Genomic DNA, 13,423 nt, shown 5'->3' with positions numbered 1-13,423 from the left:
GACCTAAATTATCATTTAGAGCTATTTCCACACTGTTTAATGGGATTTCGTTCAAATCCTGATAACAGTTTTGCAACTTAGTCGTTAGGATAACGCCGTTTGGCTTTCTCCTCTTTTCTCAGCATCAGGTAACCCCATGAAACGACATTTTGCACCCGAAACCGTTTCTGCAATCAAAAATGGAACCGGTTCCACCCGCAGGGAATTCTTGCTTGCGACTCTAGGATTGACCGTCACTGGCGTGGTCGCAGCTCTGCCGGGGCGAGCGCTGGCTGCCAGCGTTGTCCGTGCCAGTGACGCGGTGAAACAGTTCGTCGCGGTTTCTCAGGCGATTACGGAACATAAACATCTGGATGTGGCTTTAGCGGCGCGTTTTTACGAGGTTTTGGCGCAGCGCGACGTGCAATTCGTTCCGCGTCTGGCACAACTCGCTGCGCTGATAACAGCACAAATCAATGCACAAGATTTTCTGGCAAAAGCCAGCGCCGCAGGCCTGCACGATTTCCTCTACCAAATCGTTACCGCCTGGTACACCGGGACGGTAGGGGATGACTATCACGGCACGCTGGTGGCTTACAAACAGGCGTTGATGTACCAGACGGTCAGCGACGGTTTGGTGGTACCGACCTACTGCGGAAACGGCCCCATCTGGTGGACAGCGCCCGTGCCGGATGAGCACGACGGTCATATCGAACAGCTTTAATTTCCTAAAAACAAAAACGACGAAAAAACATGAAAAAACCAATTTTTACTGCGCAGGGTGATGCCTCCGCAGACATTGTGATTGTGGGCTCAGGTGTGGTCGGTGGTTTGATGGCGAATGAGCTTGTCAGCCAAGGCTACTCGGTACTGGTACTGGAAGCAGGTTTACGTATTGACCGCGCGCAAGCGGTCGAAAACTGGCGCAATATGCCGTTCGCCAATCGTGCAGGGTCAGATTTCCAAGGACTGTATCCGCAGTCGAAATTCGCCCCCGCGCCGCTCTACTTCCCGCCGAATAACTACGTCAATGTGACCGGTCCTAATGCGTCCAGTTTCCAGCAAGGATATTTGCGCACGGTTGGCGGCACCACCTGGCACTGGGCTGCATCGTGCTGGCGTCATCATCCTAGTGATTTCGTGATGCAGTCTAAATATGGCGTGGGTCGCGACTGGCCCATCAGTTATGACGAACTAGAGCCTTGGTATTGTCGTGCGGAAAACGAGATTGGCGTAGCCGGTCCTAATGATGCCAGCATGCAGTCGCCATCGGAGCGCAGCCAACCTTATCCGATGGATATGGTGCCTTTTGCGCATGGTGATAACTACTTCGCCAGCGTGGTGAATCCACACGGTTATAACCTGGTCCCGATTCCGCAGGGACGCAGCACCCGTCCGTGGGAAGGGCGCCCGACCTGCTGTGGCAACAACAACTGCCAACCCATCTGCCCGATTGGTGCGATGTACAACGGCATCCACCACATTGAACGTGCAGAACGCAATGGTGCAGTGGTGCTGGCTGAGGCCGTGGTTTATAAAATCGATACCGACAGCAATAACCGCATCACCGCTGTGCACTGGAAAGATGCTTCTGGTGCCTCGCATAAGGCCAGCGGCAAAGCCTTTGCGCTGGCTTGCAACGGTATTGAAACCCCCCGTCTGCTGCTGTTAGCGGCTAACGGCGGCAACCCGAACGGCATCGCTAATGGCTCCGATATGGTCGGACGCAACATGATGGACCACTCCGGTTTCCACTGCTCGTTCCTCACCGAAGAACCGGTATGGCTGGGGCGTGGACCAGCACAGAGCAGCTGTATGGTCGGCTATCGCGATGGTGAGTTCCGCCGCGACTATTCAGCCAACAAAATGATTTTGAATAACATTTCTCGTGTTGTGGCCGCAACGCAGCAGGCGCTGAAGAAGGGGCTGGTGGGTAAAGCGCTGGATGAGGAAATCCGCTATCGTTCGGTCCACAGCGTGGATATCTCAATCAGTCTTGAGCCACTGCCCGATCCAGAAAACCGCTTAACCCTGAGTAAAACTCGTAAAGATCCACACGGTTTGGCGTGCCCAGACATTTACTACGATGTGGGCGATTACGTGCGCAAGGGTGCGGAAGAGTCGCATGGACAGCTGGAAAAAATCGGCAAGCTGTTCAATGGCAAAGAGTTTGCCATCAGTAAAGGCCTCAACGCCAACAACCACATTATGGGTGGCGTGATCATGGGCAAAAGCGGCAAAGATGCGGTGGTGGATGGTAACTGCCGTGCTTTTGATCACGAAAACCTGTGGTTGCCGGGCGGTGGCGCGATCCCTTCTGCCAGCGTGGTAAACAGTACCTTAACCATGGCAGCGCTGGGCCTGAAAGCGGCACATGACATCAGCTTGCGCATGAAGGAGTTCGCATGAGAACGATCCTGCTAGCAACGCTGATTGCTTTTGGCGCACAGGCTGAAACATTGGATACAAACCTGCTGCACCAGGGAGAACAGGTAGCGATCGCCGCTGACTGTCAGGCATGCCATACCGCGCCGGGCAGTAAAAGCGCCTACAGTGGCGGCTATGGTATTGCTTCGCCGATGGGCACCATCTACGCCACCAACATCACCCCGGACAGCAGTGGTATTGGCAACTACAGCGAGGCGCAGTTCTCAGAGGCGGTACGTCACGGCGTGCGCGCCGATGGGGCGCAACTCTATCCCGCGATGCCATACACCTCGTACAGTATGATGACCGATGCCGACCTGCACGCACTCTATTACTACATGATGCATGGGGTGAAAGCCCAGGCGCAGCCTAACCCACAGACGGATCTGCCATTCCCGTTCAATCTGCGCTTTAGCATGCGCTTCTGGAACATGATGTTTGCCAATGACAAAATGTGGCAGAACGACGGCAGTAAAAGCGCCGAATGGAATCGCGGTAACTATCTGGTCAATGGTCTGGCGCACTGCAATACCTGTCATACCCCACGCGGCTTTATGATGCAGGAACAGCAGGAACGGCCTTTAGCGGGCGGGCCACTCGGCAGTTGGTATGCGCCCAATATCACCTCGGATGCGATCAGTGGCATTGGCGGCTGGAGCGATGACGAACTGGTACAGTATTTGAAAACCGGTCAAGCTCCGGGTAAAAACCAAGCAGCAGGCGGGATGGCCGAAGCCGTTGAGCACAGCCTGCAATACCTGCCAGACAGTGATTTGCAAGCGATTGCCACTTATCTGAAAGGCACTGCACCGATTCGCGATCAAGGTGATTCGATCCCAGCGTTCAGTTACGGCGCGCCCTATGATGTGGAAAATAGCATCCGTGGGCGTAATCCCAACAACGCCAATCATTCACTGGATAACGGTGCTGCGTTATTTAGCGGCAATTGCGCCAGCTGTCACCAGCCGGATGGCGCGGGCAGTAGCAATCAGGCTTATCCTTCGCTGTTCCACAATACGGCGACCGGGCTACATAATCCGAATAACCTGATCTCTGCCATTTTGTTCGGCGTACAGCGCGACACCGCGGACCACCAGGTCTTGATGCCGGGCTTCAGTTCGCCGTCCTATGTAGACAAACTGAATGATCAACAGGTCGCGGATATCAGCAACTTTGTTCTGGCGCATTACGGTAATAGTGATGTGACGGTCACCGCGGGGGATGTGGCGTGGGTAAGAAAGGGCGGTCATCCACCGCTATTGGCTCGCCTGCAACCGCTGATGCTGCCGGGCATCATTGGGGCAATCATTGTGTTACTGGCGGGTATTGCCGTGTGGCGTGTGATGCGTCGTCAACGGGTGTAGGTTGATACCAGGTGCGCATGAATGCGCACCTAAAAACTGCATTAAACCTTCAAGGGTCGTCATTGATGGCGACCTTTACTGCCTGGCATGTTACAGGTTCAAGTTACATCCGCTGTTTTATCCACCATTATTAATCAATTCTCTGCCTACGAAATTTAACGGCTCCGCTAAAACGCCACTATCCCCGATAATTGTGCCCTTAAGATCACGCCGTAAGTAACACAGTTTCTTAACATTCATCCCAGTGATTAGGATCGCAATAATTATTACCAAACTCTCTTTAATAGAAGCCATTGAGCTTACGCATGGTTGCGCAAAGTAGAGAGGGCGTTATGCACGAGAAAATCCCCGGAACACGTTGGTATCGCGTTATTGCCCCGATTTTAATCACCTGCATTATCTCGTTTATGGATCGCGTGAACATCAGCTTTGCGCTGCCTGGTGGCATGGATCAGGACCTGGCGATCACCAGCCAGATGGCCGGTATGGTCAGCGGAATCTTCTTTATCGGTTACCTGTTCTTACAGGTGCCGGGCGGGCGTATCGCGGTGAATGGCAGTGGTAAACGCTTTATCGCCTGGTCGCTGGTGGCGTGGATGGTGGTCTCTATCGCCACCGGTTTTGTCACGAATCACTATCAACTGCTGGCACTGCGGTTTGTACTCGGTATCTCTGAAGGCGGTATGCTGCCGGTGGTGTTAACCATGGTCAGCAACTGGTTCCCGGAAAAGGAGCTGGGACGCGCCAATGCTTTTGTCATGATGTTTGCCCCACTGGGTGGCATGTTTACTGCGCCGATCTCCGGCTACATCATTAATGTTCTTGATTGGCGTTGGCTGTTTATTATTGAAGGTTTGCTCTCAGCGGTGGTGCTGTTGGTGTGGTGGCTGGTGATTGCCGATCGTCCTGAAGAGGCGCGTTGGTTACCGGCAAGTGAAAAAGAGTATTTGTTACGAGAATTAGCGCGTGAGCGTGCTGCGCATCGCAGCGCGGCGCCGATCAGCAAAGCGCCCTTGAAAGCGGTCTTTGCTAACTCGGGACTGATGAAGTTAGTGGCACTTAATTTCTTCTATCAAACCGGTGATTACGGCTACACCCTGTGGTTGCCCAGCATTTTGAAAAACCTCACCGGCAGTAATATGGCGGGAGTGGGCTTACTGGCAGCGATTCCGTTTGTGGCGACCATTTTGGGGATCTATGCCATCTCCTGGCTCAGCGATCGCACAGGTAAACGCCGTTTATGGGTGATGCTTTCCCTGTTCTGCTTTGCCGCCGCGCTGCTGGCTTCGGTCGTGCTGCATAGCAATATCGTGGCGAGTTACATTGCGCTGGTGGTCTGTGGTTTCTTCCTGAAAGCGGCGACCAGCCCCTTTTGGTCGATTCCGGGCCGTATTGCTGCACCTGAAGTGGCAGGGAGTGCGCGCGGGGTGATCAATGGGCTGGGCAACTTGGGGGGGTTCTGTGGACCTTATCTGGTGGGTATCATGACGATGTTGTATGGTCAAAGTGTGGCGATTTGTTGGCTTGCAGGTTCACTGGTGATTGCCGGCATCATTACCCTGTTACTGCCACGCAATTGCGATATCAATCCTTCGGCGCCGGGTGAAGTGGATGCGGATAAACGGCTGATGAGTGTGAAGTAAACTTTAGCGCTGCCACCGGCAGCGCTAAAGGGGTTTACTTGCGCAGAAGGGCATCCTGCCAGCGACGCGTCAGGTAGTTATGTTCATCCATGACCGAGTTCCAGACAGCAATATGACTCATACGCTGTTCATAACTGCCGCCGTCCCGCACTTCACCAGCCGGAATCAGCGGTGCGCCGTGGGCATCAAACAGCACTTCGGCGGCGGGTTTGCCGCCATACCAAAAATCCCACTCTGCGGCTGAAAGGTGGCTTCGGCTGCGTTCCTGATTAGAGATGTAATAGCCCTGTCGCGCCATCACCGCTCCCGGCCAGCCCGATTGCCACCAGTTGAGATAGTCATAGGCTGCATCTTTAATTTTACCGGTCGCGCAGCGGGAAAGAGACATGCCGCCGTACCACGCTCGATAGCCTTCTCGCGGGTGCGCCATTTTATATCCGCGCTGGTGGAAATGATGGCGGAAGTAAATCGGTGCCCACAGGCTCTGCACTTCGACCTGGCGATTGTCGATCAACCCTCCCGCCTGTTCCTGCGTAGCCCAGAAAGCGGCAAAATGGCCTTGGCGATTGAGGCGCGACAGCGCTTGCGTCAGCACATCAATCTCTTCCAGGGTTAAATTGCCCGCATTGGTAAAGCGAGCCAGACCCGCGCCTTGCATCGCAAGTGCGGCGTCCAGCCCCCCCATTGCCGCATCTTCCTGCAAGGCAACCTGCCCGGTCAGTGCTTCATGGAATAACCAACCCCAACTTTCCTCTTGACCGCGCAGTGTGGCGGGAAGTCGGTCCACGTGATAGGCGAAACTGTCAACGTTATGGGTCAGTGGCAACATGCTGATGCGGTCGCTAGGTTGGCGGCTGAGTGAAAGATCACGCTGCACGTATAACCGTTGAGAGGGGACACTGCCATCGGCAAGCACACCATCTGGGCTCAAGGTGCCCTGTTTTGCCAGGGTATTCACTTCATCCCAATACTTGAGCCTTTTGATTTCCAGTGGCTGAATGGCGCGTGCTGGCCAAACGAAATCAATATTATGAAACCACTGGTCATACAGGTCATAACTCTCCGGATGCATCACGGCAATGCGCTGTGCATCCTCCACGCTGTGCAGCAGATACTCAATTTTGATCCCCAAATCCTGCTCCGCGCGCACGCGCAGCAGTTCCAGCAACGTGACGGAAGTGCCGAGCACGCGCAGCGTCAGTTGATCATTCACGATCGCCGCAGAATTCATCCTTTAAGGCTCCTGTAACGCCTGCATATAGCGGCTAAACGCCTGTTGCAAACGGTCAGCTTCCAGACCGCGTAAAATAAACACCAGCTTAGAGCTTTCCAGCTCGCCAGGCCAATCCTGCAAATGGATGGGTGGATGCAGTGTGTGTTGAACACCGTGTATCACGATGGGCGAACGGCTATCACTGACGCGCAAAATGCCCTTCATACGTAATACCGTGCTGCCATGGCAATGTAATAGCATTGATAACCAGATGGCAAATGCGGGCCAGTTTAACGACTGTTCCAGCGTTATCACGCAGGTTTGTGTTGGCGGATGTGAGAGGGAATGAGCGGTCGGTTTCAAGGCGAAATGGTCATCCGCACAGGCACCCAACCAACGAAAACGCTGTTCGCGGGAGCCGCGCTCAACCGCTGACTGAAACAGATGGTTTGGTGTGTCGAGTATATGCTGAGTATCCGTGAGCTCCGCCATGGGATTGATGCTACGCAACCACTGCTGCAGGGCGCACTTCTCAAGTTCGCTCACGCGATCGCATTTGCTGAGCAGCAGTTTATCCGCGGCACTCACTTGTGCAATCCATTCAGGTTGTTCGTCTGCTTGCTGGCGCGCATGTTCTGCATCCACCAAAGTGACCAGAGTGCCTTGCGTGAAATGGTGTTGCAGTTGGCGATCGTGGAGCAGGGTCGAGAGAATAGGAGACGGGTCAGCTAAGCCAGTGGTTTCCAGAATCACCTGTGTGAACGGAGGCAGTAATCCCCGTGCCCGGCGTTCATAGAGGTCGAGCAGGGCGGTTTTGAGTTCGCCGCGTATCTGGCAGCAGACACAACCGCTGGGTAACAGAACGGTGTCAGGTGCCACTTCATTGAGCAGATGGTGGTCGATACCAACTTCACCGAATTCATTCACCAGCAGTGCAATGTCATTCAGATTTTGCTGTGCAAGCCAGCTTTTCAGCAGCGTCGTTTTACCGCTGCCGAGAAAGCCGCTGAGCACATGCAATGGCAGTTTTTCTTCGTAATGCATGGCTATTCCTGGGCTAGCGCGGCTAGCCAGTTATCGTCAAGCGGATCGATTGGGCGGCGAATCATCTTCTCCGCCTCTTTCCATAACACATCCAGTGAGCTCACCAACGTTTGCTGTCCGGTTGGGCTCGCGAGCAGCCAACTGTTATGAAATTCACTCAATGTCAGTCGCCAGGGTTTGAGGGCCCGATTTAACAGTGCCAGCTGCTGCAGGCGCAGCTGGCGCGGAGGGATATCCTTTCGCAGTGGATCGCTCCACTGCGGCCCGTTATCCAGCAGGCCGCAGACTCCACACATGGTTCACTCCGTTACGGCATCACATCGCCGGAATTGGGGCCAAGCGTTTGGCCAACAAACAAGTTGCCGCCTGGTTCACTGGCTAATAGCAGCGCCACGGGCGCCACTTCTTCAGCCCGACCAAAACGCCCTAAGGGGAGTTCAGCGGCTTTCGCCTTCTTCCATGCTGTGTTTATTCCGTCGATCAACGGCGTTTCAATCGGACCGGGAGCGATGGCGTTGACCAATACATTTTGTGACGAGACTTCGAGCGCCAATGATTTTGTAAAGCCAATCACCCCCGCTTTCGCCGCTGCGTAGTGGCACAGCTCTGCACCCCCTTTAATCCCCAACTGAGAGGCGACATTAATGACGCGCCCCCAACGTTGGGCCAGCATGGCTGGCAACGCCCGCTGCGTGGCAAGAAATACGCTGCGCAGATCGACTGCCATCATCTCTTCCCACATTTCCAGCGTGATGTCGGTACAGCGCGCCTGCGTTAACATCCCCGCGTTATTGACCAGCACATCGATGCCGTCAAAGCGCGCCAGACAGGCATCCACGGCGGCGGTGGCACCACTGACTTCGCCAACATCGGCAACAACACCATGGCACTCCGCACCGAATTGCTGGCATCGAGCAACCATTGCAGCCAGTTTTTCACTGTCGCGATCGGCCAGCATCAGCCGTGCCCCTTCCTGAGCGAAGCATTGTGCAATGGCGGCGCCAATCCCGCTGGCTGCACCGGTGACAACACAACGTTTATCCTGCAATTGCATATTCACTCCTTAATCTGGCCAGCGGACGGTAAGACCGCCATCCACAATCAGGCTTTGCCCAGTGAGATAGCTACTCTCTTCGCTGGTCAGAAACGCAATGACTTTGGCTATTTCATCTGGACGTCCCACGCGGGCCAGCGGAATGGCTTTGGCCGCTTTTGCTAACCCCTCCGGGCCAAGCGAGTTCTGTTTGTCCAGCGATTGTGGTGTTTCAATCAGGCCCGGGATGATGGCATTGCAACGCACACCCTTGGGCGCAAGTTCAACGGCCAGCGATCGGCAGATGCCTGGCACTGCGGCTTTGGCCGCTGCATAGTGGGTGTGATCCTGCCAGCCGTACACGCCGCCTGCGATGGAAGAAACGGCAACCAAACTGGCTCCCGCCTCAAGATGAGGTGCCGCTGCACGGAAGCACCGCATCACACCAGTTAAATCCACATTTAACATGTCATCCCAACGCGCATCGCTCATCTCTTCGATGGGGGCGCGTCGCAAAATGCCCGCATTGGCGATGACATAATCAAGGCGACCAAAGTGTTCGATCCCCTTGCTAATGAAGTCATCGACGGAAGGCGTTGAGGCAACATCCAGTGGTAGCCACAGGGCATCACCACCCGCCGCTTCTACCTGTGCGGCGGCGATGGCGGGGTCGTGTGGGTCGGCCGGATAGTAGCCAGCAATGACGCGCACACCGCGCTGAGCATACAACGTCGCCAGCGCCAGACCGATACCGCTCGCCGCACCGCTTATTGCGGCAACGGGTTGAGAAGTTGAACTTTGCATGACGACTCCTTAAGCCTGTTGCTGTGTGGTGGCAGCACTGTTAACGGTCGTGCTGTGTGCACCCGCACGAGCAAACAGCATAATGATGCCGGAGATGAAGCAAGGCACTGCCCCAAACCACAGTGCAGCATCCTGCCAATGCCCGCCACTGCTCAGCACGCTGGTAGTACCGACGCCGGCAATGATGGCGCCTACTGGACCCATCGCACCAATCAGCGCACCTGCGGTAGCACGGATGGCCGTTGGGAAACTTTCACTGATAAAGAACAGCGCAGCCGCGTAAGGACCGATCAAGAAGAACAGGCCGATGCTGTAGAGTGCGACGATAGTGGCGAAGTTATCCGGGCAGTAGAGCATCCCGGCGAAGGCTATACCGCCCAGCATCCAGCCCACGGCGATGGTATTGCGACGTCCGAAACGGTCACCGAGCCAGCCATGTGCCAGATAACCACAGTAACCGACGAGGTTAGAGAGAATCAGAATCAGTAATGAGTTGTTAAATGAGACATCGTGCGTTTTCGTGATAACGGTGGTGCCCAGCACACTGAAGATCTGAATCGCAAACCAGTTAATCAGGACTGCACCACCCAAAACCAGCGTGGCACGCAGTGATGGACCACGGAAGGCCGCAGCCATACCACTACGCTGCTGTTCTTCATAAGATACCTGATAGTCCGAAGCGACTTGTCGCGCATCCTTATCATTACCTTCAGCACGAAGTTGCTGAATTTTTTTCTGCACCTGGAATTGCGGCGTCTCTTTCAGCTTCAGTGCCATTACTGCGATCACCAGTGAAGGCAGTGCTGCAAAGATAAAACTGCCTTGCCAGCCGATAATCGGCATCAAAATGGCCGTTAAGGCTGAAGCCACTAACGCACCCACCGGCCAGCCACCCTGCACCAGGCTGTAAACGAACCCTTTGCGTTTGTTGAGTTTTGGGTCATCAATGGCGGTATACAACTCTGATAAATAGGTCGCGTTAACGGTTTGTTCGGCATAGCCCAAGCCCGCGACAGAGCGAATGGCGGTTAACGCACCTTTACCCCAAGCCCCACCGATGGCGGTCAGCAGTGAGCAAAGCGCCGCACCGCCGACGGTGATAACGATCCCCATTCGACGGCCGAGGCGATCGACCAAGGGACCAATAGCCAGCGCGATGACCGCGCCACCGACGGCGACCCACGTGGCGATTTCCGCCTGTTCAACCTCGCTCCAGCCAAAATGCCCACCGATTTCCGGCAACAGCGTGCCGAAGAGAATGAAATCATAAACGGCAAAAACCCAGGCAAAAAAAGCAATCCAGGTGGCAAATTTCACATCCCTTATGGTCAACTGCTGCGGCTGCCAGCCATTTACGGAGATTTTCTTAAAGATGCTCATAGCGCTATCACTCTGTCAGGGGTTAAAAGGCGTTATGCCGAGCGCGGTTGGCGCGTTTTGAAGTCATCTGCAATTTCGTCGAAGGTGACAAAACGTACCCCTTCGTGACTGCGGATGTATTGAATCAGACGTTCCAGCATTAACAGGACCTGCGGGCGGCCAGAGACATCGGGATGAATGGTCATGGTGAACACTGCATAGTCATTCTCGCGGTAGACCCAATCGAACTGATCGCGCCACATTTCTTCCAGGTGGCGAGGGTTCACAAAGCCGTGGCTGTTCGGTGATTTTTTGATGAACATCATTGGCGGCAGATCGTCGAGATACCAGTTAGCCGGGATCTCGACCAGATCGGTTTCTGCTCCGCGTTGCAGCGGCTTCATCCACGCATCCGGATGTTGGCTGTAATCAATTTTTGTCCAGCTATCGCCAACGCGAACGTAATACGGATGGAAATCGTTATGCATCAGGCTGTGGTCATACTTAATGCCTTTCTTCAGTAACAATTCATTGGTCACGTTGCTAAATTCCCACCACGGCGCGACGTAACCGGTTGGGCGTTTGCCTGCCAGCTTAGTCACTAGCTCAATGCTACGGTCCAGCACTGCCTCTTCTTGCGCGGGGGTCATAGCAATCGGATTTTCATGGCTGTAGCCGTGAATCCCAATTTCATGCCCAGCATCGACTACCGCTTGCATCTGTTCCGGGAAGGTTTCAATGGAATGACCCGGAATAAACCAGGTGGTCCGCAGATTATGTTCGGCAAACATTTTCAGCAGGCGGGGCGCACCCACTTCCCCGGCGAACAAGCCGCGAGAGATGTCATCAGGTGAATCCTCACCACCGTAAGAACCCAACCAGCCGGCAACGGCATCCACGTCTACGCCAAATGCGCAAAGAATTTCTTTAGCCATTAATCATTTCCTTTAGGGGTATGTTGAAAAAAGTCAGTGTCGGCGGCATGAAGGGCAGCCATGAGTAAGTGGTCATCCTCACCCGCCGGTGACGAAAACAGCAGGCTGGTGAACAACCCATCATCCGTCTGGCCACTGGGTAGGGCGACGCCGGGCATATCCAACAAACTGCCCGGCATGGTTAAGCGCAACGTAGCGCTATTGGTGTTGGCGAATGCGGCTGCGTCATGCAGCGGCGGGAAAAGCGGAGCCGTGTGCGCCACCGTTGGCGTTATCAGCACGGCTCCGGCTAACTCATCAGTCATGGCTTTTTGCCACTCAGCACGCTGCTGGAGAAAATCGTCAAGCACGGTGGTACTGAGTTGTCCTGAAGCCGCTAAACGGATTCGGATAAAAGGATCCATTTTTTCAGCATCGGGCGATGACAGCAGCGCGGCATGAAGCTGGAAGGCTTCCACGGCGCCTGGCCATCCGTGCTCTGCAATCCATGACAAGGCGGCATGGAAGGTATGAAGCGGTCGGCGTTCAACGCGATAACCCTTGGCTTCCAGCCGTTGGAGCGCGCGATAACTCTGATCGCGCACTGCGGGGGAAACCTGATCAAACAGTGATGTGTCGGCAATAAAATAAGGTGTGACATCCTCTAACTCGACATCACCGCACAGAATTTCATCTAACGCACGTACATCCCGCACGCTGCGACACAATGGGCCAAGCGTGTCGAGCGAGGCAGCCAACGGAAACACGCCGCTATCGTCATAGCGTTTTCGACTGGCGCGATAACCGATGATGCCGCTGAACGCAGCAGGTATGCGTACAGAGCCTGCCGTATCGGTGCCCAGCGCAAAGCAGGCCAACCCCTCCGCAACCGCACGTGCAGAGCCGCTGGATGAACCACCGGGCACATGTTCGTTACCGTCACGAGCGATAATTAACGGAGTGCCAAACGCGGGATTAATGCCTAATCCGGAAAAGGCGAATTCACTCAGATTGGTTTTGCCAATGTTAACCAATCCTGCCTGGCTTAGACGTGTGACCAGCGCAGCATCAGATGCGGCAGGTATTGCTTGTTTGCGTGTGGCAGAACCGGCAGTGGTGCGAGTATTAGCGATATCGAACAGATCTTTCCATGCGACGGGAATTCCATCCAAAGCACTAAGCGGTGCCCCTTGCTGCCAGCGAGATGTTGCCGCCGCCGCCTCCTGGATAGCGCGTTCAGGTGTTAGCGAGATGAAAATACCCTGCGATCGCTGAGCAGCGGCAATACAGCATTCGGCAAAGGCCAGCGGTGTGAGTTGCTGTTGGGCAAAGAGAGCTGCGATGTCACAGGCATCAATTTGGCCTTGCTGAAATTGCTGGCGAATAGTTTCGGCGTTCATGCTCACCCTTAAATGTACATTTAAAATAAAAATCCATTTAAACATAGCAAGAGCAATGCCAGATCTTGGAATGGAAAGTGATGAAAATGTGATCTTTATGTTGAAAAGTTGATTAATCAATGAATATTCAGTGGGTTGCTGCGTTGAGAATTGCTAGGTTTTCAGTTGTCGTTGAAAATCTGCGGATTTATTTTAAATGTATATTTATATACATGATCCGTTATTGTGCAGCGTGCACTATAA

General features: G+C 54.3%; 12 protein-coding genes. 4 read left to right on the top strand and 8 right to left on the bottom strand.

The window, feature by feature from the left end:
• Positions 1-136 precede the first annotated feature (136 nt).
• The 4 genes from HA51_RS03220 to HA51_RS03205 all read left to right on the top strand — a co-directional run bounded on the left by HA51_RS03220 (position 137) and on the right by HA51_RS03205 (position 5,413).
• On the top strand, positions 137-703 hold the full coding sequence (locus HA51_RS03220; protein WP_084931830.1) for a sugar dehydrogenase complex small subunit: 567 nt from the start codon (positions 137-139) through the stop codon (positions 701-703).
• Between the two features lie 29 nt (positions 704-732).
• The gene (locus HA51_RS03215; protein WP_084931829.1) at positions 733-2,388 is read left to right on the top strand and encodes a GMC family oxidoreductase; all 1,656 of its coding nucleotides are present in this window, start codon (positions 733-735) and stop codon (positions 2,386-2,388) included.
• Complete coding sequence (locus HA51_RS03210; RefSeq protein ID WP_084931828.1) at positions 2,385-3,770, top strand: c-type cytochrome; 1,386 nt, start codon at positions 2,385-2,387, stop codon at positions 3,768-3,770. Before HA51_RS03215 ends, HA51_RS03210 begins: the two co-directional genes overlap by 4 nt.
• A 332-nt stretch (positions 3,771-4,102) precedes the next feature.
• On the top strand, positions 4,103-5,413 hold the full coding sequence (locus HA51_RS03205) for an MFS transporter (RefSeq protein WP_084932093.1): 1,311 nt from the start codon (positions 4,103-4,105) through the stop codon (positions 5,411-5,413).
• A 34-nt stretch (positions 5,414-5,447) separates the two neighbouring features.
• On the opposite strand, the gene HA51_RS03200 is transcribed toward HA51_RS03205, so the two are convergent.
• Genes HA51_RS03200 through HA51_RS03165 form a run of 8 tightly spaced genes read right to left on the bottom strand, consistent with a single transcriptional unit; the run spans position 5,448 to position 13,180 of the window.
• Positions 5,448-6,644, bottom strand: coding sequence for an ABC transporter substrate-binding protein (locus tag HA51_RS03200; protein ID WP_084931827.1), 1,197 nt, complete (start codon positions 6,642-6,644; stop codon positions 5,448-5,450).
• Positions 6,645-6,647: 3 nt separating this feature from the next.
• The gene (locus HA51_RS03195) at positions 6,648-7,670 is read right to left on the bottom strand and encodes a CobW family GTP-binding protein (RefSeq protein ID WP_084931826.1); all 1,023 of its coding nucleotides are present in this window, start codon (positions 7,668-7,670) and stop codon (positions 6,648-6,650) included.
• Positions 7,671-7,672: 2 nt separating this feature from the next.
• Entirely contained in the window at positions 7,673-7,966 is a 294-nt protein-coding gene (locus HA51_RS03190) for a hypothetical protein (RefSeq protein ID WP_084931825.1), read from the bottom strand.
• Positions 7,967-7,977: 11 nt separating this feature from the next.
• Complete coding sequence (locus tag HA51_RS03185) at positions 7,978-8,724, bottom strand: SDR family NAD(P)-dependent oxidoreductase (protein WP_084931824.1); 747 nt, start codon at positions 8,722-8,724, stop codon at positions 7,978-7,980.
• Positions 8,725-8,733: 9 nt separating this feature from the next.
• A complete protein-coding gene (locus tag HA51_RS03180) occupies positions 8,734-9,507 on the bottom strand; it encodes an SDR family NAD(P)-dependent oxidoreductase (RefSeq protein ID WP_084931823.1) in 774 nt (257 codons plus the stop codon).
• Between the two features lie 9 nt (positions 9,508-9,516).
• Positions 9,517-10,887, bottom strand: coding sequence for an MFS transporter (locus HA51_RS03175; protein ID WP_084931822.1), 1,371 nt, complete (start codon positions 10,885-10,887; stop codon positions 9,517-9,519).
• A 32-nt stretch (positions 10,888-10,919) separates the two neighbouring features.
• Positions 10,920-11,801 carry a polysaccharide deacetylase family protein gene (locus HA51_RS03170; RefSeq protein WP_084931821.1) on the bottom strand — a complete coding sequence of 294 codons (882 nt, stop codon included), beginning with the start codon at positions 11,799-11,801 and terminating at the stop codon, positions 10,920-10,922.
• The gene (locus tag HA51_RS03165) at positions 11,801-13,180 is read right to left on the bottom strand and encodes an amidase family protein (protein ID WP_084931820.1); all 1,380 of its coding nucleotides are present in this window, start codon (positions 13,178-13,180) and stop codon (positions 11,801-11,803) included. Before HA51_RS03165 ends, HA51_RS03170 begins: the two co-directional genes overlap by 1 nt.
• Positions 13,181-13,423: the final 243 nt, after the last annotated feature.

The organism is Pantoea rwandensis (assembly GCF_002095475.1).
Taxonomy (GTDB): domain Bacteria; phylum Pseudomonadota; class Gammaproteobacteria; order Enterobacterales; family Enterobacteriaceae; genus Pantoea; species Pantoea rwandensis.
This window is presented reverse-complemented; position numbering and strand designations above follow the sequence as displayed.

Bases quoted from the DNA above. Each gene is read 5' to 3' on its own strand.
- HA51_RS03210 (WP_084931828.1), top strand. From the start codon at position 2,385: ATGAGAACGATCCTGCTAGCAACGCTGATTGCTTTTGGCGCACAGGCT.
- HA51_RS03170 (WP_084931821.1), bottom strand. From the start codon at position 11,801: ATGGCTAAAGAAATTCTTTGCGCATTTGGCGTAGACGTGGATGCCGTT.
- HA51_RS03220 (WP_084931830.1), top strand. From the start codon at position 137: ATGAAACGACATTTTGCACCCGAAACCGTTTCTGCAATCAAAAATGGA.
- HA51_RS03165 (WP_084931820.1), bottom strand. From the start codon at position 13,180: ATGAACGCCGAAACTATTCGCCAGCAATTTCAGCAAGGCCAAATTGAT.
- HA51_RS03205 (WP_084932093.1), top strand. From the start codon at position 4,103: ATGCACGAGAAAATCCCCGGAACACGTTGGTATCGCGTTATTGCCCCG.
- HA51_RS03190 (WP_084931825.1), bottom strand. From the start codon at position 7,966: ATGTGTGGAGTCTGCGGCCTGCTGGATAACGGGCCGCAGTGGAGCGAT.
- HA51_RS03200 (WP_084931827.1), bottom strand. From the start codon at position 6,644: ATGAATTCTGCGGCGATCGTGAATGATCAACTGACGCTGCGCGTGCTC.
- HA51_RS03185 (WP_084931824.1), bottom strand. From the start codon at position 8,724: ATGCAATTGCAGGATAAACGTTGTGTTGTCACCGGTGCAGCCAGCGGG.
- HA51_RS03180 (WP_084931823.1), bottom strand. From the start codon at position 9,507: ATGCAAAGTTCAACTTCTCAACCCGTTGCCGCAATAAGCGGTGCGGCG.
- HA51_RS03215 (WP_084931829.1), top strand. From the start codon at position 733: ATGAAAAAACCAATTTTTACTGCGCAGGGTGATGCCTCCGCAGACATT.
- HA51_RS03195 (WP_084931826.1), bottom strand. From the start codon at position 7,670: ATGCATTACGAAGAAAAACTGCCATTGCATGTGCTCAGCGGCTTTCTC.
- HA51_RS03175 (WP_084931822.1), bottom strand. From the start codon at position 10,887: ATGAGCATCTTTAAGAAAATCTCCGTAAATGGCTGGCAGCCGCAGCAG.